Source organism: Nonomuraea sp. NPDC005983, assembly GCF_040614375.1.
GTDB lineage: Bacteria > Actinomycetota > Actinomycetes > Streptosporangiales > Streptosporangiaceae > Nonomuraea.
In genome coordinates, this window is sequence record NZ_JBEXUP010000138.1 from 1 (window position 1) to 22,676 (window position 22,676).

24 protein-coding genes and 1 riboswitch are annotated in these 22,676 nt (G+C 72.5%); of the genes, 9 read left to right on the forward strand and 15 right to left on the reverse strand.

The window, feature by feature from the left end:
• Positions 1–91: 91 nt before the first annotated feature.
• Positions 92–892 carry a L,D-transpeptidase family protein gene (locus ABZ297_RS37985; protein ID WP_355356617.1) on the reverse strand — a complete coding sequence of 267 codons (801 nt, stop codon included), beginning with the start codon at positions 890–892 and terminating at the stop codon, positions 92–94.
• A gap of 121 nt (positions 893–1,013) precedes the next feature.
• On the opposite strand from ABZ297_RS37985, the gene ABZ297_RS37990 reads away from it, so the two are divergent.
• The gene (locus ABZ297_RS37990; protein WP_355356619.1) at positions 1,014–1,490 is read left to right on the forward strand and encodes a YbaK/EbsC family protein; all 477 of its coding nucleotides are present in this window, start codon (positions 1,014–1,016) and stop codon (positions 1,488–1,490) included.
• Between the two features lie 10 nt (positions 1,491–1,500).
• Positions 1,501–2,064 (forward strand): GNAT family N-acetyltransferase, encoded by a 564-nt coding sequence (locus ABZ297_RS37995; RefSeq protein WP_355356621.1) that lies wholly within the window; start codon positions 1,501–1,503, stop codon positions 2,062–2,064.
• A 325-nt stretch (positions 2,065–2,389) separates the two neighbouring features.
• Here ABZ297_RS37995 and metF read toward each other — a convergent pair whose 3' ends face one another.
• Positions 2,390–3,310 (reverse strand): methylenetetrahydrofolate reductase [NAD(P)H], encoded by a 921-nt coding sequence (gene metF / locus ABZ297_RS38000; protein WP_355356623.1) that lies wholly within the window; start codon positions 3,308–3,310, stop codon positions 2,390–2,392.
• A 91-nt stretch (positions 3,311–3,401) separates the two neighbouring features.
• Here metF and ABZ297_RS38005 point away from each other — a divergent pair, with 91 nt between their 5' ends.
• Entirely contained in the window at positions 3,402–4,469 is a 1,068-nt protein-coding gene (locus ABZ297_RS38005) for a polyprenyl synthetase family protein (protein ID WP_355356625.1), read from the forward strand.
• 117 nt (positions 4,470–4,586) lie between these two features.
• Here the strand turns inward: ABZ297_RS38005 and thiE are convergent, their stop codons facing one another.
• The 3 genes from thiE to ABZ297_RS38020 are packed head-to-tail and all read right to left on the reverse strand — an operon-like array spanning position 4,587 to position 6,774.
• Positions 4,587–5,222 (reverse strand): thiamine phosphate synthase, encoded by a 636-nt coding sequence (gene thiE, locus ABZ297_RS38010; RefSeq protein ID WP_355356627.1) that lies wholly within the window; start codon positions 5,220–5,222, stop codon positions 4,587–4,589.
• Positions 5,200–5,574 (reverse strand): Rv2175c family DNA-binding protein, encoded by a 375-nt coding sequence (locus ABZ297_RS38015; RefSeq protein WP_355356629.1) that lies wholly within the window; start codon positions 5,572–5,574, stop codon positions 5,200–5,202. The genes thiE and ABZ297_RS38015 overlap by 23 nt, the downstream gene beginning before the upstream one ends.
• Before the next feature lie 30 nt (positions 5,575–5,604).
• Positions 5,605–6,774: an FAD-dependent oxidoreductase gene (locus ABZ297_RS38020; RefSeq protein ID WP_355356631.1), complete on the reverse strand. Its 1,170-nt coding sequence runs from the start codon at positions 6,772–6,774 to the stop codon at positions 5,605–5,607.
• 52 nt (positions 6,775–6,826) lie between these two features.
• A riboswitch (TPP riboswitch) is annotated at positions 6,827–6,943 on the forward strand.
• Here ABZ297_RS38020 and ABZ297_RS38025 point away from each other — a divergent pair.
• The 4 genes from ABZ297_RS38025 (at position 6,933) to pknB (ending at position 11,385) form a co-directional block, all read left to right on the forward strand.
• Positions 6,933–8,222, forward strand: coding sequence for an FAD-dependent oxidoreductase (locus tag ABZ297_RS38025; RefSeq protein ID WP_355356633.1), 1,290 nt, complete (start codon positions 6,933–6,935; stop codon positions 8,220–8,222). Its footprint overlaps the riboswitch before it by 11 nt.
• Positions 8,219–8,419, forward strand: coding sequence for a sulfur carrier protein ThiS (thiS, locus tag ABZ297_RS38030; RefSeq protein WP_355356635.1), 201 nt, complete (start codon positions 8,219–8,221; stop codon positions 8,417–8,419). Before ABZ297_RS38025 ends, thiS begins: the two co-directional genes overlap by 4 nt.
• On the forward strand, positions 8,412–9,167 hold the full coding sequence (locus tag ABZ297_RS38035; protein ID WP_355356637.1) for a thiazole synthase: 756 nt from the start codon (positions 8,412–8,414) through the stop codon (positions 9,165–9,167). Before thiS ends, ABZ297_RS38035 begins: the two co-directional genes overlap by 8 nt.
• A gap of 292 nt (positions 9,168–9,459) precedes the next feature.
• Complete coding sequence (pknB, locus tag ABZ297_RS38040; RefSeq protein WP_355356639.1) at positions 9,460–11,385, forward strand: Stk1 family PASTA domain-containing Ser/Thr kinase; 1,926 nt, start codon at positions 9,460–9,462, stop codon at positions 11,383–11,385.
• Between the two features lie 70 nt (positions 11,386–11,455).
• Here the strand turns inward: pknB and alc are convergent, their stop codons facing one another.
• The 3 genes from alc to ABZ297_RS38055 form a co-directional block, all read right to left on the reverse strand.
• On the reverse strand, positions 11,456–12,400 hold the full coding sequence (alc, locus tag ABZ297_RS38045; RefSeq protein WP_355356641.1) for an allantoicase: 945 nt from the start codon (positions 12,398–12,400) through the stop codon (positions 11,456–11,458).
• Between the two features lie 91 nt (positions 12,401–12,491).
• Positions 12,492–13,814 (reverse strand): allantoinase AllB, encoded by a 1,323-nt coding sequence (allB, locus tag ABZ297_RS38050; RefSeq protein ID WP_355356643.1) that lies wholly within the window; start codon positions 13,812–13,814, stop codon positions 12,492–12,494.
• A gap of 65 nt (positions 13,815–13,879) precedes the next feature.
• On the reverse strand, positions 13,880–15,067 hold the full coding sequence (locus ABZ297_RS38055; RefSeq protein ID WP_355356645.1) for a glycerate kinase: 1,188 nt from the start codon (positions 15,065–15,067) through the stop codon (positions 13,880–13,882).
• A 223-nt stretch (positions 15,068–15,290) separates the two neighbouring features.
• On the opposite strand from ABZ297_RS38055, the gene ABZ297_RS38060 reads away from it, so the two are divergent.
• A complete protein-coding gene (locus tag ABZ297_RS38060) occupies positions 15,291–16,439 on the forward strand; it encodes a winged helix DNA-binding domain-containing protein (protein ID WP_355356647.1) in 1,149 nt (382 codons plus the stop codon).
• 29 nt (positions 16,440–16,468) lie between these two features.
• Here ABZ297_RS38060 and ABZ297_RS38065 read toward each other — a convergent pair whose 3' ends face one another.
• From ABZ297_RS38065 to uraD, 6 genes are all read right to left on the reverse strand, one after another.
• On the reverse strand, positions 16,469–17,923 hold the full coding sequence (locus tag ABZ297_RS38065) for an 8-oxoguanine deaminase (RefSeq protein WP_355356663.1): 1,455 nt from the start codon (positions 17,921–17,923) through the stop codon (positions 16,469–16,471).
• Positions 17,924–18,075: 152 nt separating this feature from the next.
• The gene (locus tag ABZ297_RS38070) at positions 18,076–18,549 is read right to left on the reverse strand and encodes a (2Fe-2S)-binding protein (RefSeq protein ID WP_355356649.1); all 474 of its coding nucleotides are present in this window, start codon (positions 18,547–18,549) and stop codon (positions 18,076–18,078) included.
• The gene (locus tag ABZ297_RS38075) at positions 18,549–19,409 is read right to left on the reverse strand and encodes an FAD binding domain-containing protein (protein WP_355356651.1); all 861 of its coding nucleotides are present in this window, start codon (positions 19,407–19,409) and stop codon (positions 18,549–18,551) included. The genes ABZ297_RS38070 and ABZ297_RS38075 overlap by 1 nt, the downstream gene beginning before the upstream one ends.
• 4 nt (positions 19,410–19,413) lie before the next feature.
• Complete coding sequence (gene pucL / locus ABZ297_RS38080) at positions 19,414–20,289, reverse strand: factor-independent urate hydroxylase (protein ID WP_355356653.1); 876 nt, start codon at positions 20,287–20,289, stop codon at positions 19,414–19,416.
• A gap of 2 nt (positions 20,290–20,291) precedes the next feature.
• Positions 20,292–20,591 (reverse strand): hydroxyisourate hydrolase, encoded by a 300-nt coding sequence (gene uraH, locus ABZ297_RS38085; protein WP_355356655.1) that lies wholly within the window; start codon positions 20,589–20,591, stop codon positions 20,292–20,294.
• Positions 20,588–21,091 (reverse strand): 2-oxo-4-hydroxy-4-carboxy-5-ureidoimidazoline decarboxylase, encoded by a 504-nt coding sequence (gene uraD, locus ABZ297_RS38090; protein ID WP_355356657.1) that lies wholly within the window; start codon positions 21,089–21,091, stop codon positions 20,588–20,590. The genes uraH and uraD overlap by 4 nt, the downstream gene beginning before the upstream one ends.
• A 297-nt stretch (positions 21,092–21,388) precedes the next feature.
• On the opposite strand from uraD, the gene ABZ297_RS38095 reads away from it, so the two are divergent.
• Positions 21,389–22,234, forward strand: a complete 846-nt coding sequence (locus ABZ297_RS38095) for a deoxyribonuclease IV (RefSeq protein ID WP_355356659.1) — start codon at positions 21,389–21,391, stop codon at positions 22,232–22,234.
• A 21-nt stretch (positions 22,235–22,255) separates the two neighbouring features.
• Here ABZ297_RS38095 and ABZ297_RS38100 read toward each other — a convergent pair.
• The coding region (locus tag ABZ297_RS38100) for a helix-turn-helix domain-containing protein (protein WP_355356661.1) at positions 22,256–22,676 on the reverse strand (421 nt) is incomplete at its 5' end.

Genomic DNA, 22,676 nt, shown 5'->3' on the forward strand with positions numbered 1-22,676 from the left:
AACGCTCGAGCGGAGCCCAAGACGAACTTCGCCGCCAGTTCGCCGATCAGAAGCTGGACCAGTTACCCGGCCAAGGTTGCGTGACGGCCCACTAGGACCGGCGGAAGCCGCCCCGGACGTGCACCGGCACGCCCTTGCCCAGCAGTCCGGGCAGTTCCACGGCGACGTTCATCGGCATCCGCACGCACCCGTGCGAGGCCGGGTACAGCGGCACCGACAGCGCGCCGTGGAACGCGATGCCGCCGTTGAAGAAGATCGGGTTGTAGAGCTGGCCGAGGTACGACTTGTGCCAGCCGGACGCCCGCCAGGTCGTCCGGTAGTCGCCGGTGGGCGTGCGGGCCGAGCCGCAGAACCGCCGGCTCTTGCCCTGCCAGACCGAGGTCTCGCAGTACGGGACGCCGCTGCCCGACGAGATGTGCGTGATCAGCTTCACCTCGCCGCCCACGTACAAGACCATGACCTGCTTGGACAGGTTCACCTCGGCGCGCGTCGGCTTACCGTTCCTGACCAGGACCTTCGGCGCCCTGGGCGTTTCGAGGGCCGCCCAGGTGGCCTTGCCGACCGTGCTGCTCGGCGTGATGCCGTTGACCTTCTGGAAGGCCCACAAGGCGGTGAGCGTCGACCCGCCGTAGCTGCCGTCGGCCTTGCCGGGACGGTAGCCCAGCTCCCTCAGCCGTTGCTGCAGCCAGACGACCGCCTTGCCCTTGGCGCCGAGCCTGAGCCGCTGCTTCGGCGCGACGGGCGCCCGCGAGGCTGCGAGCGCGCCGGTGATGGCGGGCGTGATCGGGGGCGTGAGCGCGGACGTGCTCGGTGCGGCGGCCGGACTCGCTTCGGCGGCCGCCGTGCCGGCCCCGGTGAAGGCGACGGCGCCGGCCGTCAGGAGAGCAGTCACAACGGGCAGCCGTCGAGCACCCACCACTACCACCTCTCGTAACATTAACAATCGAATCAAAGGACCCTATACCACTGCCATTGGCCAGGTAATCGGGCGGTCAACTGTTTAGAGTGTCGACATGTCAGAGAAGTTGCCCGCCAACGCAGTTCTGGTCGAATCCGCGCTGAGAGAGCTCGGAGCCACGGGAGAGATCGTGGTGCTGCCGGAGAAGGCCCCCACCGCTGCCACGGCCGCCGCCCAGCTGGGCTGCGAGGTCGGCGCGATCGCCAACAGCCTGATCTTCGACGCCGACGGGGAGCCCCTGCTCGTCCTGACGAGCGGCGCGCACCGGGTGGACGTCGAGCTGATCGCCCGCACGGCGGGGGTGGGAACGGTGCGGCGGGCGACGCCGGAGTTCGTCAGGGCCGCCACCGGCCAGCCGATCGGCGGTGTGGCCCCGGTCGGGCATCCCGCCCCGGTCCGGACCCTGGTCGACACCTGGCTGGGCAAGCACGAGGTGGTCTGGGCGGCGGGCGGGCACCCGCACACCGTCTTCCCGACCACGTTCGACGAACTGGTCCGCATCACCGGTGGCACCCCCGTGGACGTCGAGTAGTGTGCGACGCGTGATCGAGTTTCGCGGCGCGGGACCTGCCGAGTTCGGCGAGCGCCTGGACACGGTGATCGACATCTACGCCGCCGCCATGCGCCCGCCCGAGGACCAGATCCACGGTCGCACCACCATCATGCGTAACCACGGGACTTATCCCCACTTTCAGTGCTATTTCGCTGAATTGCGCGATTCTGCGGGCGGCGCGGCGCCGAAGGTCGTGGGCTTCGCGTACGGCTTCCGGGGCGCTCCGGGCCAGTGGTGGCACGACGTGGTCTACCGGGCGCTGCACGAGCGGGTGGGAGACGAGGCGGCCGACGCCTGGCTCGGCAACGCCTTCGAGCTCGCCGAGGTCCACGTGCACCCCGACTTCCAGGGCAAGGGCATCGGCCGCGCCATGATCACCACGCTCTGCGCGGGGCGCCGCGAGCGCTCGGCCGTCCTGTCGACCCACGACCAGCCCACGGCCGCCCGCCACCTGTACGCCAGCATGGGCTTCACGGACCTGCTGACCCAGTTCGTCTTCCCTGGCGGCTTCGAGCGCTACGCGATCGTCGGCCGGCCCCTGCCTCTCCCGTAAGGCCTCCATTACCAGGAGTTTGACAGCCGCCGCCCAGGGCAATTCCAACTACGGAAAGTCACCAAGGTTCAACCCAGGGCCACTTCTCGCAGCCCCGTCACCCGCCCGATCCCCCTGCGGGCGGGTGACGGGCCCCTCCAAAGCCCTGGGAGAGCCGCCCCTCGGACGGCTGAGCCAACCCCCCAGATGGCCAGGAACGAGCCGTAACGGTGCCAGGCCACGTGCGGGTCAGAGGCCGTCTCCCTGGAGGCCCTCAGCCCCGTACGGCGGTAGGCGCCCAGGTGGCCTGCCGTACAGGATGGGGTGTCAAAGCGTCACAACGCGATCAGGCGGGCAGCGCCGCCGGCGAGAGCCGCTGGAACACCTCGCGCGACGCGCTCGACCGGTTGAACGTGATGAAGTGGATGCCCGGCACGCCCTCGTCGAGCAGCCGCTGGCACAGCTCGGCCCCGTGGTCGATGCCGAGCGCGCGGACGGCGGCCGGGTCGTCGGCGACCGCCTCGAAGCGGGCCGCGACATCCGGCGGGAACGGCGCTCCGGAGAGCTGCTCCGAGCGCGCGATCGTGCTCATCTGGGTGACCGGCATGACGCACGGGATGATCGGCGTCTCGCACCCGCGTGCCGCCACCCGGTCGCGCAGCCGCAGGTAGTCGTCGGCCTGGAAGAACATCTGGGTGATCGCGTAGTCGGCCCCGGCCTCGCACTTGCGCACGAAGTACTCGGTGTCGGACTCGACGGACGGCGAGCGCGGATGCTTGAACGGGAAGGCCGCCACCCCCACGCAGAAGTCGCCCGCCTGCCGGATCAGCCGCACGAGCTGCTCGGCGTAGAGCACGCCCTCGGGGTGCTTGATCCACTCGGCGCCCGGGTCGCCGGGAGGGTCGCCCCGCACGGCCAGGATGTTGCGCACCCCCGCGTCGGCGAAGCGCCCCACGAGGTGGCGCAGCTCGCGGATCGAGTGGTTGACCGCCGTGAAGTGCGCGACGGGGGTGAGGGTGGTGTCGTGGGCCAGCCGCTCGACGATGTCGACGGTGCGGTCGCGGGTGGACCCGCCCGCCCCGTAGGTCACCGACACGAACGTGGGACGCAGCGACTCCAGCTCGCGGATCGCCCGCCACAACTGCCGCTCCCCCTCGTCGGTCTTCGGCGGGAAGAACTCGAAGGAGAACGACCGGCCACCTGAGGCGAGGAGCTCGCGGACGGTGGGAACACGATCGGGCAGGATGGAAGGTCGACCAAGCGCCATGGCCCCAGGTTACCGCGACCAGCCAGGAGCCAGCGGGCACAGAGCTGCCTGGAGATCCGAGTCTCTCCACCCGGCTACTACGCTCAGGGGCATGACCACTGACGCCGCGAGCATGGACACCCTGCGCGCACAGGTAGATCGTTCGCTGAGGGAGTTCGTCGAACGGCAGCTGCCCACCCCCGTGGACGAGGAGCTCGAACCGCTCCGGACCGCCGCGCACGAACTGTTGTCGGGCGGCAAGCGGTTGCGTCCCGCGTTCTGCTACTGGGGGTGGCGCGGCGCGGGCGGCACCGACGTCCCCGAGATCTTCACCGCCGCCGCGTCGCTGGAGCTGTTGCAGGCCAGCGCGCTGGTGCATGACGACGTGATGGACAAGAGCGACCTGCGCAGAGGCATGCCGGCCGCGCACCGCCGCTTCCAGACGCTGCATGAGAAGTCCGGCTGGCACGGGTCGGCGGAGCAGTTCGGCGAGGGCGTGGCGATCCTGCTGGGCAACCTGCTGCTGATCTGGTCGGGCGAGATGTGGCGCACCAGCGGCCTGCCGGCGCGGTCGCTGGCGGCGGCGCAGCCCGTCCACGACCACATGCGCACCGAGCTGATGTGCGGCCAGTACCTCGACCTGCTGGAGCAGGCGCACGGCGAGGGCACGTTCGAGTCGGCGCTGCGGGTGGCCCTGTTCAAGAGCGGCAAGTACTCCGTGGAGCAGCCGCTCAGGCTGGGCCTGGTGCTCGCCGCCGGCGAGCGGGCGCCGTGGGTGGACGAGCTGTGCGAGGGGTACGGCACCCGCGTCGGCATCGCGTTCCAGCTGCGTGACGACATCCTGGGGGTGTTCGGCGACCCCGCGCAGACCGGCAAGCCCGCGGGCGACGACCTGCGCGAGGGCAAGCGGACGATGCTGGTGGCCCGCACCCTGGCCGCCGCCTCCCCCGCGGCGGCCGCGACGGTGCGCCGCCTGCTCGGCGACCCCGCCCTGGACGAGCAGGGCGTGACGACGCTGCGCGACATCATCGACGGCACCGGCGCGCTCCAGGAGTGCGAGGACCTCATCGGCGACTACCTCGGCGAGGCGCTCGCCTCCCTCGAGCAGGCTCCGATCACCGCCGAGGCCCGGGCCGCGCTGGCGGAGCTGGCCATCGCGGCGACCTCGCGCACTACCTGACCCCCCGCGCCCGCTGCCGGGCGCGGGGCGGCCTTCGGCGAGCGTCAGGCGCTTGGTGCCGAGCGCCTGACGTCTCCGTCCAGTGGCCAGGCGCTCGGTGGCGAGCGCCTGGCCGTTTCAGCGGGCCAGGCGCTTGGCGAACTCGGCCGCTGCCGCGCCCGGATCGTCGGCGTCGGTGATGGCGCGCACCACCACGACCCGGCTGACCCCGTACGACATGACCTCGTCGAGATTGCTGAGGTCGATGCCGCCGATACCGAACCACGGCCGGTCCGTGCCGAGCGCCGCCGCGTGCCTGAGTAGCGGCGGGCCGGGCGCGTGCCGGCCGGGTTTGGTGGGCGTGGGCCAGATGGGGCCGCAGCAGAAGTAGTCGACGCCCTCCTCCACCGCGGCGGCGGAAGCCTCTGCGGTGGAGTGGGTGGACCTGCCGATGAGGATGTCGTCGCCGAGTATCTCTCGCGCGACGGTCACGGGAAGGTCGTCCTGCCCCAGATGGAGCACGTCGGGACGGGCCGCGACGGCGATGTCGGCCCGGTCGTTGACCGCCAGCAGCCGGCCGTGCCGGTCGCAGGCGTCGCGGAACACCTCCAGGAGCGCGAGCTCCTCGCGCGCCTCCAGCCCCTTCTCCCGCAGTTGGACGATGTCGACGCCACCGGCCAGCACCGCGTCGAGGAACTGTGCGAGGTCGCCGCGATCACGGCGGCCGTCGGTGCAGAGGTAGAGCCGCGCGTCAGAAAGCGAGGGCTTGGGCACGCCGCTTGACCTCGGTATGACGTCCGGCCCTGATCGCCTCGATGGGCGAACCGGGCAGTGATTCGTCTGGTGTGAAGAGCCAGCGCAGCGATTCGACGTCGTCGTATCCGGCGTCCTGCAGCACGGTCAGCGTGCCAGACAGGCCCTTCGTCACGTCCTTTCCATCAATGAACACCGCGGGCACCTGAGGCCCGCCGCTACCACGCCTCACGCCGAGGAGCTTGTGGTCCTTCAAGAGCTGCTTGGCCCGCCCCATGGACAGGTCCAGGCGTTGGGCAACTTGGGGGAGAGTGAGCCACTCGTCGATGAGCTGTTCGGTCTCCCGGTCGATCTGTGCAACAGAAAGCGTCACGAACCCACAACTACCACATGGCACCCATGCTCAAACAACACAATCCCGTAGGGCGACATCTGGATCTACCAGGCGTTCCGCGTCGAGGCGGTGGCCGCCCTCGATGATCCTGCGCCCCTGGACGAGGTCCCGGGGGCGGTCGACGGCGAGCACCGCGGCGAGGGTGTCGTCGGCGGTGAGCCAGCAGGCCGACCACTTGCCGCCTGCCTCGCCCCGGTAGAGCAGGCGCTCGCCCGCCGGATGGTGCCCGGCGTACTGCACCATGTGCCCGAACTGCTCCGACCAGAAGTACGGAACCGGGTCGTACACCGCCTCCTCGCCCAGGATGGTGGCCGCGGCCACCTCGGGGGCGTTGAGCGCGGTGTCCCAGTGCTCGACCCGCAGCCTCGTCCCGTAGCGGCGCGACCACCACGCCGCGCAGTCGCCCACCGCGAGCACGCCCGGCATGGACGTGCGCAGGCGCTCGTCGGTGACGACGCCGTTGTGCAGGTCGAGGTCGGCGCCGGCGAGCCACTCGACCGCCGGGCGCACCCCGATGCCGGTGACCACCACGTGCGCGTCGACGAACTCGCCGCCGACCAGCTCGACGCCGCCCTCGTCGACGGACGCCACCATCGTCTCGAGCCGCAGGTCGATGCCCTCGTACCAGGGCTGGGTGCGGGCGCCGATCTCGGCGCCGACGGCGTGGACGAGCGGGGTGGGCCCGGCCTCGATCACGGTGACCGCGCAGCCGGCGCGGCGGGCCGCCGTCGCCACCTCGGCGCCGATCCAGCCCGCGCCGATGACCGCCACCCGCGCTCCCCGGACGAGCCTGGCGCGCAGTTCGAGCGCGTCGTCGAGGGTCCGCAGGACGTGTTGCGGCCCGTCTCCGGGCAGCGTGATCGGGTCGGCTCCGGTGGCGATGACGAGGTGGTCGTAGCCCAGCTCGCCCTCGGTGGTCTCCACGACGCCCTCGCGCAGCGCCTTGGCCGAGACGCCCGGCCAGAAGTCCACTCCCAGGGCGTCGAGGTCGGCGTCGACGAAGCTGGAGTCGGCGGTTCCGAGCAGCACCGCCTTGGACAGCGGCGGACGGTCGTAGGGGCGATGCCGCTCCTGACCGATCAGAGTGATCCTGCCGTCGAACCCGCGTCCGCGCAGCGCCTCGACGCTGCGGAGCCCGGCCAGCCCCGCTCCCACCACCACGACATGTCTCACGTTCATGACCATAACGGGGCCCGTGCCGGCGCGTGGCCCCGAGGCCTTAGGCTGAAGACGTAAGACGCGCGGGAGTCCGGCCGTTACCGGGCTGAGAGGAAGGCTTGACCGGGCCTTCGACCGCAAGACACCTGATCCGGATCATGCCGGCGAAGGGAGCGGACATGCAGGTCGTGGTGGGTGGCGGGATCATCGGGCTGTCGGTGGCCTGGCGCCTGGCCCGCGCCGGCCGCCCGGTGACCGTCGTCGACCCGGCTCCGGCCTCGGGCGCGTCGCACGCGGCGGCGGGCATGCTGGCGCCGGTCAGCGAGGTCACCTACACCGAGGAGCCACTGCTCCGCCTGGGGATGGCGGCTCTGCGCAGGTGGCCGTCCTTCGCCGCCGACCTCATCGCCGACGCCGGCCTCCCGACCACCGGCCTCGCCCGCCCCGCCCCGGGGCCCTGCGCCGAAGGCGGGCCCGGCCCCCGTGCCGGGGTGCTCGGCTCCTCCGCGCTCCCCACTGCCGAGGCCGGCGGGCTGGATCTCCGCTCCGACGGGACTCTCGACGTGGCGTTCGGGGCTGACGACCTGGCCGCGCTCGACGAGCTGGCCACGTTCATGGAGAAGCTGGGGCTGCCGGTCGAGCGGCTCACCGGGCGCGAGTGCCGCCGTCTGGAGCCGATGCTGGCGCCGTCCGTCCGTGGCGGCGTGCTGGCCCCCGGCGACGCGTGGGTGGACCCGCGCCGCGTGACCGCCGCGCTGCTCGTCGCGTTGGAGCGGCGGGGCGTGCCCCTCGTGCGGGCGCGCGTCACCGAGCTGATCCGCGAGGGCGGTGCGGTCACAGGCGTGCGGCTGGCCCCGCCCGGCCCGCCGGAGACCACGCCTGGCCACGGTGTGCCCACGGCGATCGGGCCCGGCCACGGCGTCCCTGCGGAGATCCCGGGAGGCGGCGACGTGCCTGGGGAGATCCGGGCGGAGCGGGTCGTCCTGGCGGCGGGGGCGTGGAGCGCCGAGCTGGCCGAGGTGCCCGTCCGGCCGGTCAAGGGGCAGATCATGCGGCTGCGGTCCCCCCAGCCGCTGCTCGGGCGGTGCGTGCGCGGCACCGTGCACGGCGCGTCTGTGTACCTGGTGCCGCGGGGCGACGGCGAGCTGGTCGTGGGGGCCACGCAGGAGGAGCTCGGGTTCGACCGGCGGGTGACGGCGGGCGGCGTGTACGAGCTGCTGCGCGACGCCCGCGAGCTGGTGCCCGGCGTCACCGAGCTGGAGGTGGCCGAGATGGTGGCCGGGCTGCGTCCCGGCACGCCTGACAACGTGCCGCTGATCGGGCCGAGCGCGACGCCGGGGCTGCATCTGGCCACCGGCCACCACCGCGGCGGGGTGCTGCTCGCTCCGCTCACCGCGGCCATGCTGCAAGGCGAGGAGAGCGAGCTGGCGCAGCTCTGCTCACCCCTGAGATATCGGGATATTTCATGAATGTGACGATCAACGGGGCCGCCCAGGAGGTGCCCGACGGCATCACCGTGGCGCAGGCCGTCCAGACCCTGACGACCGCCACCACCGGCGTGGCGGTCGCGGTGAACGGCGAGGTGGTGACGCGGAGCACCTGGGAGACGACGGCGCTCAGCGACCGCGACACCGTCGAGGTGCTCACGGCGGTGCAAGGTGGATGACCTGATCATCGGCGGGGAGAAGTTCTCGTCCCGGCTGATCATGGGGACGGGCGGCGCGCCCTCGCTGGAGGTGCTCGACCAGGCGCTGGTCGCGTCCGGCACCGAGCTGACCACGGTCGCCATGCGGCGGCTGGACCCGTCGGCCCGCGGCTCCGTCCTGGACGTGCTGCGCGAGCGCGGCATCAGGGTGCTGCCGAACACGGCGGGCTGCTTCACGGCCGGGGAGGCGGTGCTGACGGCCCGGCTGGCGCGCGAGGCGCTCGGCACCGACTGGGTCAAGCTGGAAGTCATCGCCGACGAGCGGACACTGCTGCCCGACCCGATCGAGACGTTCGACGCGGCGGAGCGGCTCGTGTCCGAGGGCTTCGTGGTGCTGCCGTACATCGGCGACGACCCCGCGCTCGCCCGGCGGCTGGAGCAGGCGGGCTGCGCGGCCGTGATGCCGCTCGGCGCGCCCATCGGGTCCGGGCTCGGCATCCGCAACCCGCACAACATCGAGCTGATCGTGGAGGCCGCCTCGGTGCCGGTGATCCTCGATGCGGGCATCGGGACGGCGAGCGACGCGGCGCTGGCGATGGAGCTGGGCTGCGACGCCGTCCTCCTGGCGACGGCGGTCACCAGGGCGCAGCGGCCCGACCTGATGGCGGCGGCCATGAAGGCGGCCGTCCAGGCCGGGCGGCTCGCCCACCAGGCAGGCCGCATCCCCCGCCGCCGCTACGCCGAGGCGTCCTCCCCGACCACGCCCTGAACCCCGCACCAACGCCCCTGCCCCTGGCCCCCTCCGGCCCCGCCGGCAGGAGGGGGCGTCCCGCTCGGAACCACCTTGCGCTCCTCTCCCGGAGAGGGGTGTCACCCCGTCGCCGGCCGGGCGTTCGTTCCCGCGCATGGGTCCGTTCGGCGGGGTGTGGTGATGTTGGTGCGGTGGACGGATCGTTATGTCCCGCTCCCTTCGTGGTGGGCGCGTTCCAAGGGGCACGGCTCGGCATCGGTTTCGGGTGGTCAGGCCCTGCCAGTAGCGAAACGCCCGTAAACTCAGCGGGGTGGACACGACGACGGCGGACCCCTTGGTCGGGCGACTTATCGATGGGCGCTACCGCATCGAGTCCCGCATCGCCAGGGGCGGGATGGCGACCGTCTACCTCGCGCTGGACATACGGCTTGATCGTACGGTCGCGCTGAAGGTCATGCACGGCTCGCTGGCCGCGGACCCCGCGTTCGTGCGGCGCTTCATCGGCGAGGCGAAGTCCGTCGCCAGCCTCTCGCACCCCAACGTGGTGCACGTCTTCGACCAGGGCACCGACGGCGACGTCGTCTACCTGTCGATGGAGTACGTGCCGGGCAAGACGCTCCGCGACATCCTGCGCGAGCGCGGCAGGCTGCCCGCCCGCGAGGCGCTGGAGATCATGATCCCGGTGCTCGCCGCGCTGGGGGCCGCGCACCAGGCCGGGATGGTCCATCGCGACGTGAAGCCGGAGAACGTCCTGCTGACCGGCGACGGCCGCGTCAAGGTCGTGGACTTCGGTCTGGCGAGGGCGATCGAGGCCACCAACCAGACCCGCACAGGCGTGATGATCGGCACGATCGGCTACATGTCGCCCGAGCAGGTGACGACCGGCGGCGCCGACGTGCGCAGCGACGTCTACGCCGCGGGCATCATGCTGTTCGAGCTGGTCACGGGCCAGCAGCCGTACGACGGCGAGACACCGATGTCGGTGGCCTACCGGCACGTCCACGACACGGTCCCGCCGCCGTCGTCGCTGCTGCCCGAGGTGCCGCCGCTGATCGACACGCTGGTGACGCACGCCACGGCCCGCGAGCCGCAGGACCGTCCGGCCGACGCGACGGCGATGCTGGTGGCGGCCGTCGACGCGCACCGGATGCTGCCCAGGCTGACGAACCCGCCGCTGTCGCACTCGGGCGCGCACTCGGGCGTCCACTCCGGGGCGCACTCCCACCCTCCTCAGACCAGGCCGCCGGTGGCGCCGGCGCACACGCTGATCCAACCGCGCACCGAGGTCGCGCCGCCGCCCGAGCCGCGTAAGAGCTCCGGGTTCAGGCCGAACTGGTTCCTGGTGGTGCTCGCCGGCGTGATGGTGGTGGCGGTGGCGCTGACGGGCTGGTACTTCTCCCAGACCGCCTACGTCGCCGTCCCCGACCTGGTCGGCAAGAACCTGGCGGCGGCCAAGCAGAACGTCACCGGGCTCGGCTTCCAGGTGCGCGAGGCCGAGGGCCAGTACGACGAGAAGATCGCCGAGGGCCTGGTGCTGAGCACCGACCCGGTCGCCAAGCAGGAGGTCGAGAGCGGCGCGGTGATCACGCTGGTGCCCTCGCTCGGCCCCAAGCGGATCGTGGTGCCGAAGGTCGAGGGCATGTCCGCGGCCGACGCCCGCATCGCCGTCGCCAACGCGGGGCTGACCGTGGGCCAGGTCAAGCGGCTGGCGGACCAGCAGATCGAGCGCGACAAGGTGATCCGGACCTCGCCGCAGGTCGGCGAGAGGGTCAAGGAAGGCACCCGGGTCAACATCTACGTCAGCGCGGGCATGGTGATGCCCGACGTCGGCGGCATGCCGAAGGACGAGGCCGCCGCCTACCTGGGGCAGCAGGGCTTCCAGGTGCAGGTCAACGAGGTCGACGACGACGCCGAGCCCTGCACGGTCATCGCCCAGTCGCCGAAGGCCAAGGCTGAGGTCAACCGGGGAGCGGCCGCGATGATCACCGTGGCTCGCTGCCAGACCGACTTCTGGGACTACTGGACCCGCGGCGACAACGAGGGCCGCGACGACCAGGACGTCCGGCTGGTGCCCGCGGTGATGGGCAAGAACGTCAACGACGCCAAGCGCGAGTTGGAGCAGCTCGGCTTCAAGGTGCAGGTGCGCAAGCTGGTGGGCGACGGCGTGGTCCACTTCCAGCGCCCGACCCCGAACAGCGAACGCCCCGCCGGCGCCCAGGTGTTCCTCTGGCAGTGACCGGCAGGGAGGCGGCAGGGAGGCGGCGCGGACACCTGTGCACCCTCCAGCCCAGGCCGGGCGCGCGGGCTCAGGCCAGGTGGCCGTGTAGGCGCACTCTGGCCAGGCCGCCGTCCGGGTAGATGTCGACTCGGACGTGCGTCACGGGGCCTGCGGGGGCGAGCCGGAAGCGGTGCGGGGTGTCGGGCTGGAGCCGGGTCCGGGGAAGCAGTTCGGTCTCCTGGTCGCCGTCGAGGCCCGTCATCGACAGCCAGCCGGGGGCGTTGAACAGCAGGTTCGTGGTGTCGATCTCGGCCAGCGTGACGAGCCCGCGCCCGGCCAGGCGGATGACCAGCCACTCGTTGCCCTCCTCGCGGCGGCGCGCGGTCTCCCAGCCCTCCGCCTGGTGGCGGGCCAGCCCGGGGGCGAGGGCGTTGTTGGGCGAGGAGTAGAACGCGTTGGAGCAGGCGGTGACGAGCCCGCCGTTCTGCAGCGCGGCCAGGTCCAGGCTGAGGCCGTCGTAGACGGACAGGTCCTGACGGACCTCGCCGTGCACTCGCAACCGGGCGATCCCCCCGTCGGGATACATGTTCAGCCGGATGTGGGTGTACCGGGCGCTGTCGGCCACGTCGAAGTGGTGCTCGGCGTCACCTTCCAGGCCGCTCCTCGGGACGATCTCCGTCCAGCGGGCGGCTCCCAGCTCGGCGGGCGACGGATGGCCCCCGACCTCGGCGGCCTCGACCGAGGCGTGTGGCGGGTAGTTGCCCTTGAACCAGGCCGTGTCGATGACCACCCCGCGCACCACGCCCGGCAGCCCGAGCCGGACGATCGCCCAGTCGTGGCCAGGCTCGCGGCGACGCCGGGTCTCCCATCCGTCGTAGACCTGCCCCTTGTGCCCGAACGTCTCCGCCCGGAACGCGGGACGTCCGGGACGGATCAGGTTCTCCTTCTCCGCGAAGGACTCGTCGCTGGCGGCGACGACCGACCCGCCGAACGTGCGGAGCGCCAGGTCGGGCAGGTCGGTGAAGCGTGGCATCCGATGCTCTCCCATCGGGAAGGCGCGCCGTGCGGGACGGCGTCGGCCGGCGGTCTCGGAGCAGGAAGGCGTCGTGCGGGGACGGCGCCGGTCAGTGGTCTCGGAGCAGGAGGGCGCCGTGCGGGACGGCGCCGGTGGGGCTGCCTCGTAGCCAGGTGGTGTGGACGGCGCCCTTGAGAGTGCGCCCGTGGTAGGGCGTGACGGGGTTCTTGTGGTGGAGCCGGTGGGCGTCGACGGTGTTGTCGGCGGACGGGTCGAAGGCCACCAGATCGGCGTCGTTGCCCGGCTTTATCGCACCTTTTCCGGATATTTCAGCGATCGCCGCCGGATGGGTGGACATCCAGCGGACCACCGCGTCCAGGCCGAACCCCCTGCGGGACGCCTCCGTCCAGATGATCGGCAACCCGAGTTGCAGGGAGGAGATGCCACCCCAGGCAGCGGCGAAGTCCGGCACCTTGAGATCGGCCGTCGAGGGCGAGTGGTCGGAGACCACGCAGCTCAGGACGCCCCTGGCCAGGCCGTCCCAGAGGCGGTCGCGGTTGGCGGCCGGGCGGATGGGCGGGCAGCACTTGTAACCGGTGTCGCCGTCGGGCACCTGCTCGGCGGTCAGCGCCAGATAGTGGGGGCAGGTCTCGGCGGTCACGGGGAGCCCGTCGGCCTGGGCGGCTTCCAGCACGTCCAGGCAGTCGGCGCTGGAGACGTGCAGGATGTGCACCCTGGCCCCGGTCTCCCTGGCGAGCAGGACCACCTGCTCGACCGCGCTGCGCTCCGACTCACCCGGCCGCGATTCCAGAAATTCCGGATATGTCGGGCCGGCTGGCTCGCCGAGGAGCGCCGGGTCCTCGGCGTGGACCACCATGAGGCCGCCGAACCCGGCGATCTCCTCCATCGCCTGCCGCGCCTCCGCCAGGGTGAGCGCGGGGAACTCGTCCACCCCGGAGGGCGACAGGAAGCACTTGAAGCCGTGGACCCCGCGGTCGTGCAGCGCCCTGAGCTCCTTGACGTTCCCGGGGATCGCGCCGCCCCAGAATCCGACGTCCACGTGACAGCGCCCCTCGGCGGCCCGCAGCTTGACGTCCAGCGCCTCCACGCTGACGGTGGGCGGGATCGAGTTCAGCGGCATGTCGAGGATCGTGGTGACCCCGCCCGCGGCGGCCGCCCTGGTGGCCGAGGCGAAGCCCTCCCAGTGGGTCCGTCCGGGCTCGTTGACGTGCACATGCGTGTCGACCAGCCCGGGGAGCAGGGCGAGGTCGCGCAGGTCGACGTCCTCCGCCGCATCCAGGGCGTCCGCGTACGCGTGCAGCGCCACGATCTTCCCCGCGCGCACGGCGACGGCCGCGGCCCGCTCCCCGTCGGCCGTGACGGTCCTGCGCGACCGGACCACCAGGTCGTACCCCTCACCAGTGCCGCTCACCTGACACCTCCCCTTCCCCGCGACCAGTGATTACCCTCGACAGCCGCCCCGCACCACCCGCCGGTTCACAGCCGGTCGGCGGCTATCCGGGCCGCCAGCCGTTCCAGGAGGGCTCCGGCCTCCGCCATGCACCGGTCGGGGTCCGGCTCCAGGTCGGTGAGGGCGTAGGCGGCCTCGATGCCCGCGGCGGCGAGATCGGAGTCGGACAGCGTGCGCCGCCCGCAGACCGCCACCACCGGGACCCCCGCCTTGGCGGCGGCCTGGGCGACGCCGACAGGAGCCTTGCCGCGCAGCGTCTGCTCGTCCAGCGACCCCTCGCCGGTGATCACCAGGCGGGCGTCTTCGACGAGGTCGCCGAAGCCGAGCAGGTCGAGGAGGTAGTCGATGCCCGGGCGGATCTCCGCGTGCAGGAAGGCCAGCGCGGCGAAGCCGACGCCGCCCGCCGCCCCGGCGCCGGGGGCGCCGGCGACGCCCATCGCGCGGGGGGTGTCGTCGTGCTCGACCGCGCCGAGGAGCCCGTGGGTCTGCGTGGCGACGGCGGCGAACCGCGACAGGGCGGCCTCCAGGACCTGGACGTCCTCCGGCGTCGCCCCCTTCTGCGGGCCGTAGACGGCCGCCGCGCCGTGCGGGCCGAGCAGCGGGTTGTCCACGTCGCTGGCCACCACGACCTCGACGCCGGACAGATCGGTGAACCCGGTCAGGTCGATCCGCTCGAGGCGGCGAAGCTCGGCGCCGCCGTGCCCGAGGTCGTCGCCGTCGGCGTCGAGCAGCCGGGCTCCCAGTGCCTGGACCATGCCCGCTCCCCCGTCGGTGGAGGCGCTGCCGCCCAGGCCCAGCACGATCCGCTGGGCTCCCCGCCGGACGGCGTCGGCGATGAGCTGACCGGTGCCATGGCTCGTGGCGGTGAGCGGCTCGAGGCCCCCCGGCAGGCGGCGCAGCCCGGACGCCTCGGCCAGCTCCACGACGGCGGTCGCCCTGCTGTCGGACGGGCTGTCGGACGGGCCGGCAGGACGCCAGGCGTAGGAGGCCGGCACGGGGAGGCCGGTGGGGCCGGTGACCTCGACGGTGACGCGGGTGAAGCCGCAGGCCACGACCGCGTCCACGGTGCCGTCGCCGCCGTCGGCGACGGGCAGCTCGACCGTCGGGACGCCGAGGCCCGCCGACACCCTGGACGCCACTTCGGCCGCCGTGAGGGAACCCTTGAACTTGTCGGGGGCGACAAGGACGTGCTGAACCACTGCGAACTCCTGCACGATCATGAACAATGGGCGGACGCGCCTTCCTGCCCGGTGCGAGCGGGCAGGAAGGCGTGCCGGGGACGACCCATCATCACACCTCCCCCGCCAACGCCTCGACCTCGCGGCGGTCGCTCCCGCGGAAGTTGTCGCAGGCGTCGTCTACGCTGCGCCGTGCGGCAGTGTGAGTGACGTGCTCTGCCGCGCGGAAAGCAGGCAAGGGCACGGGAAGAGGGGCGGCGTGCGGATCTCGGCGTGGCAGAGGCGATCCCGGCTGGGCGTGCGGCATCGGCTCGCTGCGAAGGCGGCGAACGTGGAGGAGGCCGCGGAGTCGGTGGTGGCGCTGCACGCCACCGACCCGGCGACGGTGTTCCTGTCGGCGGGCGCGCGGCTGGAGGCGCCCGGCCCCGAGCCGGTCGAGCGGGCGCTCTACGACGACCGCACGCTGGTGCGGATGACCGGCATGCGGCGGACTGTCTTCGTGGTCCCGGCCGGTCTGGTGCCGGTGGTCCACCACTCCTCGACGTTCGCGATCGCCGTGAAGGAGCGCAGGTCGCTGCTGAAGCTGCTGGCCGAGGGCGGCTGGCACGACCCGTGGCTCAAAGACGTCGAGGCGTCGGTGCTCCGGTTGCTCGCGGAGGCGGGCGAGGCCACGGCCGCCGAATTGGGCGCGCTGGAGCCGCGGCTGCGCGAGCAGGTGCGGGTGGCCGTCGGCAAGCCGTACGAGGCCGTGCACAGCATCGGCACCCGGCTGCTGCCGGTGATGGCGATGGAGGGCCTCCTCGTGCGGCGCGGCCGCCCGGCGGGTTCGTGGATCAGCGGGCAGCACCGGTGGGGCGTGGCCCCGGCGATGGCCGAGCTGACCGCGCACGAGGCGCAGGCGGAGCTGGTGCGGCGCTGGCTGGCCGCGTTCGGCCCCGGTACGGAGGCCGACCTCAAGTGGTGGACGGGATGGGCGCTGGGCGACGTCCGCAGGGCGCTGGCCGCGGTCGGCGCGGCGGCGGTCTCCCTCGACGAGGGCACCGGCTACGTCCTGCCCGGCGACCTCGACGAGCCGCCGCCACCGCAGCCGTGGGCCGCGCTGCTGCCCGCGCTCGACCCGACCCCGATGGGCTGGCAGGCGCGCGACTGGTACCTGCCGCAGGCGCACCGGGCCGAGTTGTTCGACCGGAGCGGCAACGTCGGGCCGACGGTGTGGTGGAACGGCGAGGTCGTGGGCGGCTGGGCGCAGCGGCGCGACGGCGAGATCGCGTGGCGCCTGCTCTCGGACGTGGGCTCCGACGCCAAAGCCGCCATCGAGGCGCAGGTGGCGGGCCTCGCGTCCTGGCTCGACGGGGTGAAGGTGACGCCCCGCTTCAGGACCCCGCTGGAACGGGAGCTGTCGGCCTAGCCCCCAAGCCGGCCCTGCTGCCGAGGCCCTCACGGGAGTACGCGGCCTTCGTCGATCGGCGGCGTCGATCTGCGGGCTGATGGCGCCGGGGGCTTCGGCTCGCGGTCCGGTGGAGTGGGTTCGCGGGTTACCCCGTGCTGTTCGGCCAGCCGCAGCAGGCGTCGGTGCGCCTGTGCTCCGGCGCGTCCCGCCTCGTCCTGCGCGACGGTTCTGAGCTCGTCGTCCTCGACGATCGTCTCGCCGCCGACCAGCAGTCGCGCAAGGGGCGGCTGCCCGGACGCGAGGGCCAGCGCGAAGACTGGGTCGGCGACGGCGCTCGCGAAGGGCCCGTCCATCCGCCAGAGCGCGATGTCGGCCAGTTTGCCCGCTTCCAGGGAGCCCAGCTCGTCCTGGCGGCCGAGGTTGCGCGCGCCGCCCATCGTGGCCAGTTCCAGGGCCTGCCGGGCGGTCAGCGCCGTCGGCCCGTACCTGGCCCGCTGGAACAGCAGCGCCTGCCGCATCTCCCCGGCGAGCGCCGTCAGCTCGGAGGAGGCGCTGCCGTCGACGCCGAGCCCGACGTTGGCCCCCCGGCGCAGCATCTCCGACACCCGGGCGATCCCCGCGCCCAGCCGCCCGTTGGACGAAGGGCAGTGCGCGGTGCCGGTGCCGGTGGCGGCGAACCTGTCGATGTCGGCGTCGCTCAGGTGCACCGCGTGCGCGACCCACACGTCCGGGCCGAGCCAGCCGAGCTTGTCCAGGTAGGCGGCCGGGCGCGCGCCGAACTGCGCCCGGCAGTGCTCCTCCTCGTCCACCGTCTCGGCCAGGTGCGTGTGCAGCCGCACTCCTTCGGACCTGGCCAGGGCGGCGGTCTCGGTCATCAGCTCGGCGCTCGCCGAGAACGGCGAGCACGGCGCGACGGCGACCCGCAGCTTCGAGGAGAACGACGGGTCGTGGTAGGCGCCGACGGCTTCGGCGGTGGCGGTGAGGATCTCGTCGAGCCGCTCGACGACGACGTCCGGTGGCAGGCCGCCCTTCGACTGTCCCCTGTCCATCGAGCCGCGCGCCGGGTGGAAGCGGATGCCCAGCTCGCGCGCCGCCTCGATCTCGGCGGCGAACAGGTCGCCCCGGCCTTTGGGGAAGACGTAGTGGTGGTCGCTGGACGTCGTGCAACCCGACAGGGCCAGGTGGCCGAGCCCGGCCGTCGCCGCGCCCTTGACGACGTCGGCGTCCATGGCGGCCCACACCGGGTAGAGCGCCACCAGCCATTCGAAGAGCGTGGCGTCCTGGGCGAGGCCCTGCGAGGCCCACTGGTACAGGTGGTGGTGGGTGTTGACCAGGCCGGGGGTGGCCAGGCAGCCGGTGCCGTCGATGCGGGTCGCGCCGGGGGCCTCGGGCGCGGGTCCTGCCGCCACCTCGACTATCCGATCACCTTCGATCCGGATATATCCGGACGTGATCTCTGGGCCGACGACCGGGGCGAGGTACGCGTTCTCGATCAGCACCACCCGGCCGGGAGCCCCGCCACGTCCCCGGCCGCTCACCAGGTCCCCGGGCTGAGCGCCGGCCCAGTCGCTCACCTCGCCGCTCACCTCGCCGCTCACCTCGCCGCTCACCTCGCCGCTCACCTCGCCGCTCACCTCGCCGCTCACCTGCTCACTCACCTGGTCGCCGCCTTTCGCTCGGCGGCCAGCCGTACCGCGTCCAGGATCTTCTCGTAGCCCGTGCAGCGGCACAGGTTCCCCGCGAGCGCCTCGCGGATCTCCGCGTCGGACGGCCGGTCCACCCGCTCGATGAGGTCGTGCGCCTGCACGATCAGGCCCGGCGTGCAGAAGCCGCACTGTACGGCCCCGCACTCGACGAACGCCTCCTGCACCGGGTCGAGCCTGTCGCCGGTGGCGAGCCCCTCCACGGTGCGCACCTGCCGGCCCTCGGCCTGCCCGGCGGCGACCAGGCAGGCGCAGACCGGGGTGCCGTCCAGGTAGACCGTGCAGGACCCGCACTCGCCCTGCTCGCAGGCGTTCTTCGAGCCCGGCAGGCCGACCCGCTCGCGCAGCACGTAGAGAAGGCTCTCGCCCTCCCACACGTCGTCCACGCACTCCTCGCGGCCGTTGACGGTGAAGGTGACGCGCATCAGGCGGCCCTCCTTCCGAGGTAGTCGTTCCACGCCCAGGTGAGCGTGCGGCGGGCCATCACGCCGATGGCGTGCCTGCGGTATCCGGCGGTGCCGCGCACGTCGTCGATCGGCGAGGCGGCCTGCGAGCACAGCTCGGCGAAGCGGCGCAGCAACGCCGGGGCGAGGGGGGCGTCCCAGTCGAGTTCGGCGCGCAGGAACTCCTCGGCCTCCACCGCGCGGCGCGGGGTCGGCGCGGCGGAGCCGATGCCGGTGCCGACGCGCCGCTCGTCCGGGTGCAGCGCGACGGCGAACGAGCAGACCGCGATCACCATGGCGTTGCGGGTGCCGACCTTGGAGAAGTACTGCGGCCCGGTCGCGGGCTTGTGGTGAAACGCCCTGATCAGCTCGTCCGGCTGGAGCGCCGACCGCTTGACCCCCAGGTAGAAGCCGGACGCCGGGATCATCCGGACGCCGCGCGCCCGCGACTCCACCTCGACGACCGCGTCGGCGGCCAGCAGGGGCGGGTGGCTGTCGCCCGCCGGTGACGCCGCGCCCAGGTTGCCGCCGACGGAGCCGCGGTTGCGGATCTGCGGCGAGCCGACCGTCCGGGAGGCCTGGGCGAGCCCCGGCAGCGGCCCGCCCAACTCCTCGATGATCCGCACGTACGGGACCCCCGCCCCCACCCGGTAGGTGCCGTCCTCCAGCGACCACTCCCGCAGCTCGGCCACCTGGTTGAGGTCCAGCAGCGCGGGTGGCCGGCGGACGTCGAAGTTGATCTCGACCATCACGTCGGTGCCGCCCTGGATGGGCACCGCCTCCGGCTGCTCCGCCTTGGCGGCCAGCGCTTCCTCCCACGTCGTGGGGCGCAAGAAGTCCATCGTCCTACTCCCAGGCGAATCCGGCGTCACGCGCGTCGTCGCGCAGGACGCTGCCCTCGATGAGCCCGTACGGACGGTCCGCGACGTGGAACACCTCGTTCTCGTTGTCCAGCCCGAACGGCGACAGGTCCACGAGGAAGTGGTGCTTGTTCGGCATCGCGAGCCTGATCTCGCAGATCTCCGGGCAGGTGTTCAGCACCCGCTCGCCCATCGCGTACAGCGTCTGCTGGAGGGAGAGGCTGTGCGTCTGCGCGAACGCCTCCAGCAGGCACCTGCGCGCCTCGCCGTACGACTTGCCGAAGGAGGACGTCTCGTCCACGTGCCGCCACCGGGCGGCGACGGCCGTGGCCAGGACGCGGTCGGTGGTCGGCTGGAGGGTGGTGTACTCGTCCGCGAGGAAGCCGTGGAACTCCGAGCCGGTCGAGTTGAGCACGACCAGGTCCTTCAGGCCCGACACGACGGTGGCGCGGCCGTCCCTGTCGTGGTGGACGACGCAGGTGCGCACCTCGCCGGTGCCGCGCACGAACGAGTGCCGTTCGCCGCCCGCGACCGGGATGCGGTCCCAGGCGTACTCGTCGATCTCCACCCTGGCGTGGTGGATCGACGGGTACGCGTCCACGTAGTGCCTGGCCAGCAGGAGGGCGAAGTCCTCGATCTGGTCGATGCCGTGCTTCCTGGCGAAGGCGTAGGCGATGTTCTTCTGCGTGTCGGTCGGCAGCACGGCGGCGTTGTCGCCGCTCAGGTGGACTGCCTCCATGTCGCCGGAGAGAGAGGTGCTGACGTTGACGTCCTTGAGGTGGTGGACGTCGCCGTCCCTGACGACGCGGACCAGCCTGGTCTCCGCCTTGCCGTAGCGGTTGGGGCCGAGAATGACCGACACGGTTAGCTCCCTCGGTAGGTGGAGTACGCGAACGGGCTGAGCAGCAGCGGCACGTGGTAGTGCTCGGCCGGGTCGGTGACGGTGAAGGTGATCACGACCTCGGGGTAGAAGGTGTCCTTCAGGTAGGCGCCGGTGTCGAAGACGACGCGGTGGATACCCGCGCCCGGGTTCCAGCCCTTGATCCGGCCGTCCTCGTCGGTGCGGCCCTCGGCGACCACGCCGCCCTGGTGCTCCAGCCGCACCTGGACCCCGGCTGCGGGACGTCCGGTGACCGCGTCCAGCACGTGCGTCGAGAAGCTCACCGGCCCGCCTCCCCCACCAGCTTGGCCATCCGCAGCGTGGTGATCTTGGCCAGTTCGTCGCGGACGGTCTCCCGTTCCGTCCGCTCGTCGTTGGCCAGCCGTTCGCGGAGCCTGCCGAGCATCTGCGCGCCCGTCAGGCCGGTGGCGCAGATCAGGTAGACGTGGCCGAAGCGGTCCTCGTAGACGCGGTTGCCCTCGGCGAGCGCGGCGCGCAGGCCGTCCTCCACGCCCGACTGCTCCTGGCGGGACCACGAGGCCTCCCTGCCGTCGCCGTCGCCGCGCTCCCCGATCCTGGGGTGGGCGCTCAGCGCCTCCAGGACGTCCGGCCAGCTCAGGCCGCGCACGGTGGAGTCGGCGGCGGCCGTCAGCCGGGCGAGGTCCTGGTACGGGCGCCGCGACGCGACGGCCCTGGCGAAGACGCGGGAGGCGCAGCAGGCAAGCAGCTCCTCCTCGGCGGAGGCAGGGTCGCGCGCGTTGAAGTCGGCGAGCGTGTTGGGCATGTCAGCAGTACACACATCGGCGTCGTGCCCGGTCCATCCGCAAGAACTCCCAACTGGTCCTGCGGTTGGCCAGAACTTTTCGTGTCATGCTCCAACCTACGCGCCCTCCTCCGCCGTACCGCCCTCCCGCCGCGCCTTCGTACGGGCGGCGCGGCCCTGTCCGGGGCCCTGCCGGATCGGCGGTGCCGGCTCAACCGGAGCTTCTTCGGACGGCCTCTGACGTGTCGGTCCGCCCGCTGCGAGGCGATGTGAGCCGTCGCGGAATTGTCGTCCGCTGCCCCTAGACTGAGAGCCATCATGACCCCGAAATCCCTGATCGGCGGACACGTGTTCGTCACGGGCGGCCTGGCAACGGGCGGCCTCAAGTACATGGCCGAGATCGGCGCCGAGATGATCCAGGTGTTCGTCACCAACCCGCGCGGGTGGGCGCTCACCGCGGGCAAGCCCGACGAGGACGCCAAGCTGGCCGAGTCGGGCGTCGAGACCTTCATCCACGTCCCGCATCTGGTCAACTTCGGCTCGCCCAACCCCGAGACGCTCGCCAACTCCGTCGCCGTGGTCCGCCACACGCTCAGGCGCGGCGTCGAGACCGGGGCCAAGGGGGTCGTGGTGCACACCGGGTCCGCGGTCACGCAGTCGCGCGACGACGCGATGCGGCAGGTCCACGAGCACCTGCTGCCGCTGCTCGACGAGATCCCCGACGGCGGGCCCGACCTGCTGCTCGAACCGATGGCGGCCCAGGGGACGGTGCTCTGCGCCACCGTCCAGGATCTGGAGCCGTACCTGGCGGCCCTCGACTGGCATCCGCGGGCGACCGTCTGCCTCGACACCTGCCACGCGTTCTCGGCCGGCCACGATCTGGCGGCCGAGGGCGGGGTCCAGGAGACGTTCGACGCGCTGCACAAGATCGCTCCCGGTCGGTTGAAGCTCGTCCACGCCAACGACTCCAAGGACACGTGCGGCTCCAAGAGAGACCGGCACGAGAACATCGGCGCGGGCCACATCGGCAGCCGGCCGTTCGCCGACCTGATGCGCCACCCCGCCGTCGCCGGGGTGCCCATCTGCATCGAAACCCCTGGCAAGGGAGACAAGCACCGCGAGGACATCACCTTGCTGAAGAAGCTCCGCGACGAAACCCCGTAACTCCCACCGGCTGTGCTGCCGTCACGTCTCTGGGTGGAGGGCGGCTGCGCGTAGCGCGAGGGCGATGACGGCGGCGTCCTGCGGGGCGCGGATGTCGCGGCCGGTGAGCTGCCTGAAGCGGGCGAACCGGTGCTGGATCGTGTTGCGGTGGCAGTAGAGCGCTGCGGCGGTCTCGGCGATCGCGCCGTCTCCGGCCAGGTGCGTCCGGGCCGTCTCCAGCAGCCGCTCGCGCTCCACCGGCCCGATCTCCGCCAGCGGCCCCAGCACCCGTTCGGCCAGCTCCGCCGCCAGTTCGGGGCTCTGCGCCACGAACGCTTCCAGCCAGCAGTCCTCCAACCGCATCGGCCCGGCGAAGGACGCGCCGCCGGTGGAACCGCCCGGCGCTGAACCGTTGGGCGCGCTGCGGCCGGGCGTGGAACCGGCGGTGGCGGGGCGGTCGGGC

Bases quoted from the DNA above. Each gene is read 5' to 3' on its own strand.
- ABZ297_RS37990 (WP_355356619.1), top strand. From the start codon at position 1,014: ATGTCAGAGAAGTTGCCCGCCAACGCAGTTCTGGTCGAATCCGCGCTG.
- metF (WP_355356623.1), bottom strand. From the start codon at position 3,310: ATGGCGCTTGGTCGACCTTCCATCCTGCCCGATCGTGTTCCCACCGTC.
- ABZ297_RS38005 (WP_355356625.1), top strand. From the start codon at position 3,402: ATGACCACTGACGCCGCGAGCATGGACACCCTGCGCGCACAGGTAGAT.
- ABZ297_RS38020 (WP_355356631.1), bottom strand. From the start codon at position 6,774: ATGAACGTGAGACATGTCGTGGTGGTGGGAGCGGGGCTGGCCGGGCTC.
- ABZ297_RS38025 (WP_355356633.1), top strand. From the start codon at position 6,933: ATGCAGGTCGTGGTGGGTGGCGGGATCATCGGGCTGTCGGTGGCCTGG.
- thiS (WP_355356635.1), top strand. From the start codon at position 8,219: ATGAATGTGACGATCAACGGGGCCGCCCAGGAGGTGCCCGACGGCATC.
- alc (WP_355356641.1), bottom strand. From the start codon at position 12,400: ATGCCACGCTTCACCGACCTGCCCGACCTGGCGCTCCGCACGTTCGGC.
- ABZ297_RS38070 (WP_355356649.1), bottom strand. From the start codon at position 18,549: ATGCGCGTCACCTTCACCGTCAACGGCCGCGAGGAGTGCGTGGACGAC.
- ABZ297_RS38075 (WP_355356651.1), bottom strand. From the start codon at position 19,409: ATGGACTTCTTGCGCCCCACGACGTGGGAGGAAGCGCTGGCCGCCAAG.
- uraD (WP_355356657.1), bottom strand. From the start codon at position 21,091: ATGCCCAACACGCTCGCCGACTTCAACGCGCGCGACCCTGCCTCCGCC.
- ABZ297_RS38095 (WP_355356659.1), top strand. From the start codon at position 21,389: ATGACCCCGAAATCCCTGATCGGCGGACACGTGTTCGTCACGGGCGGC.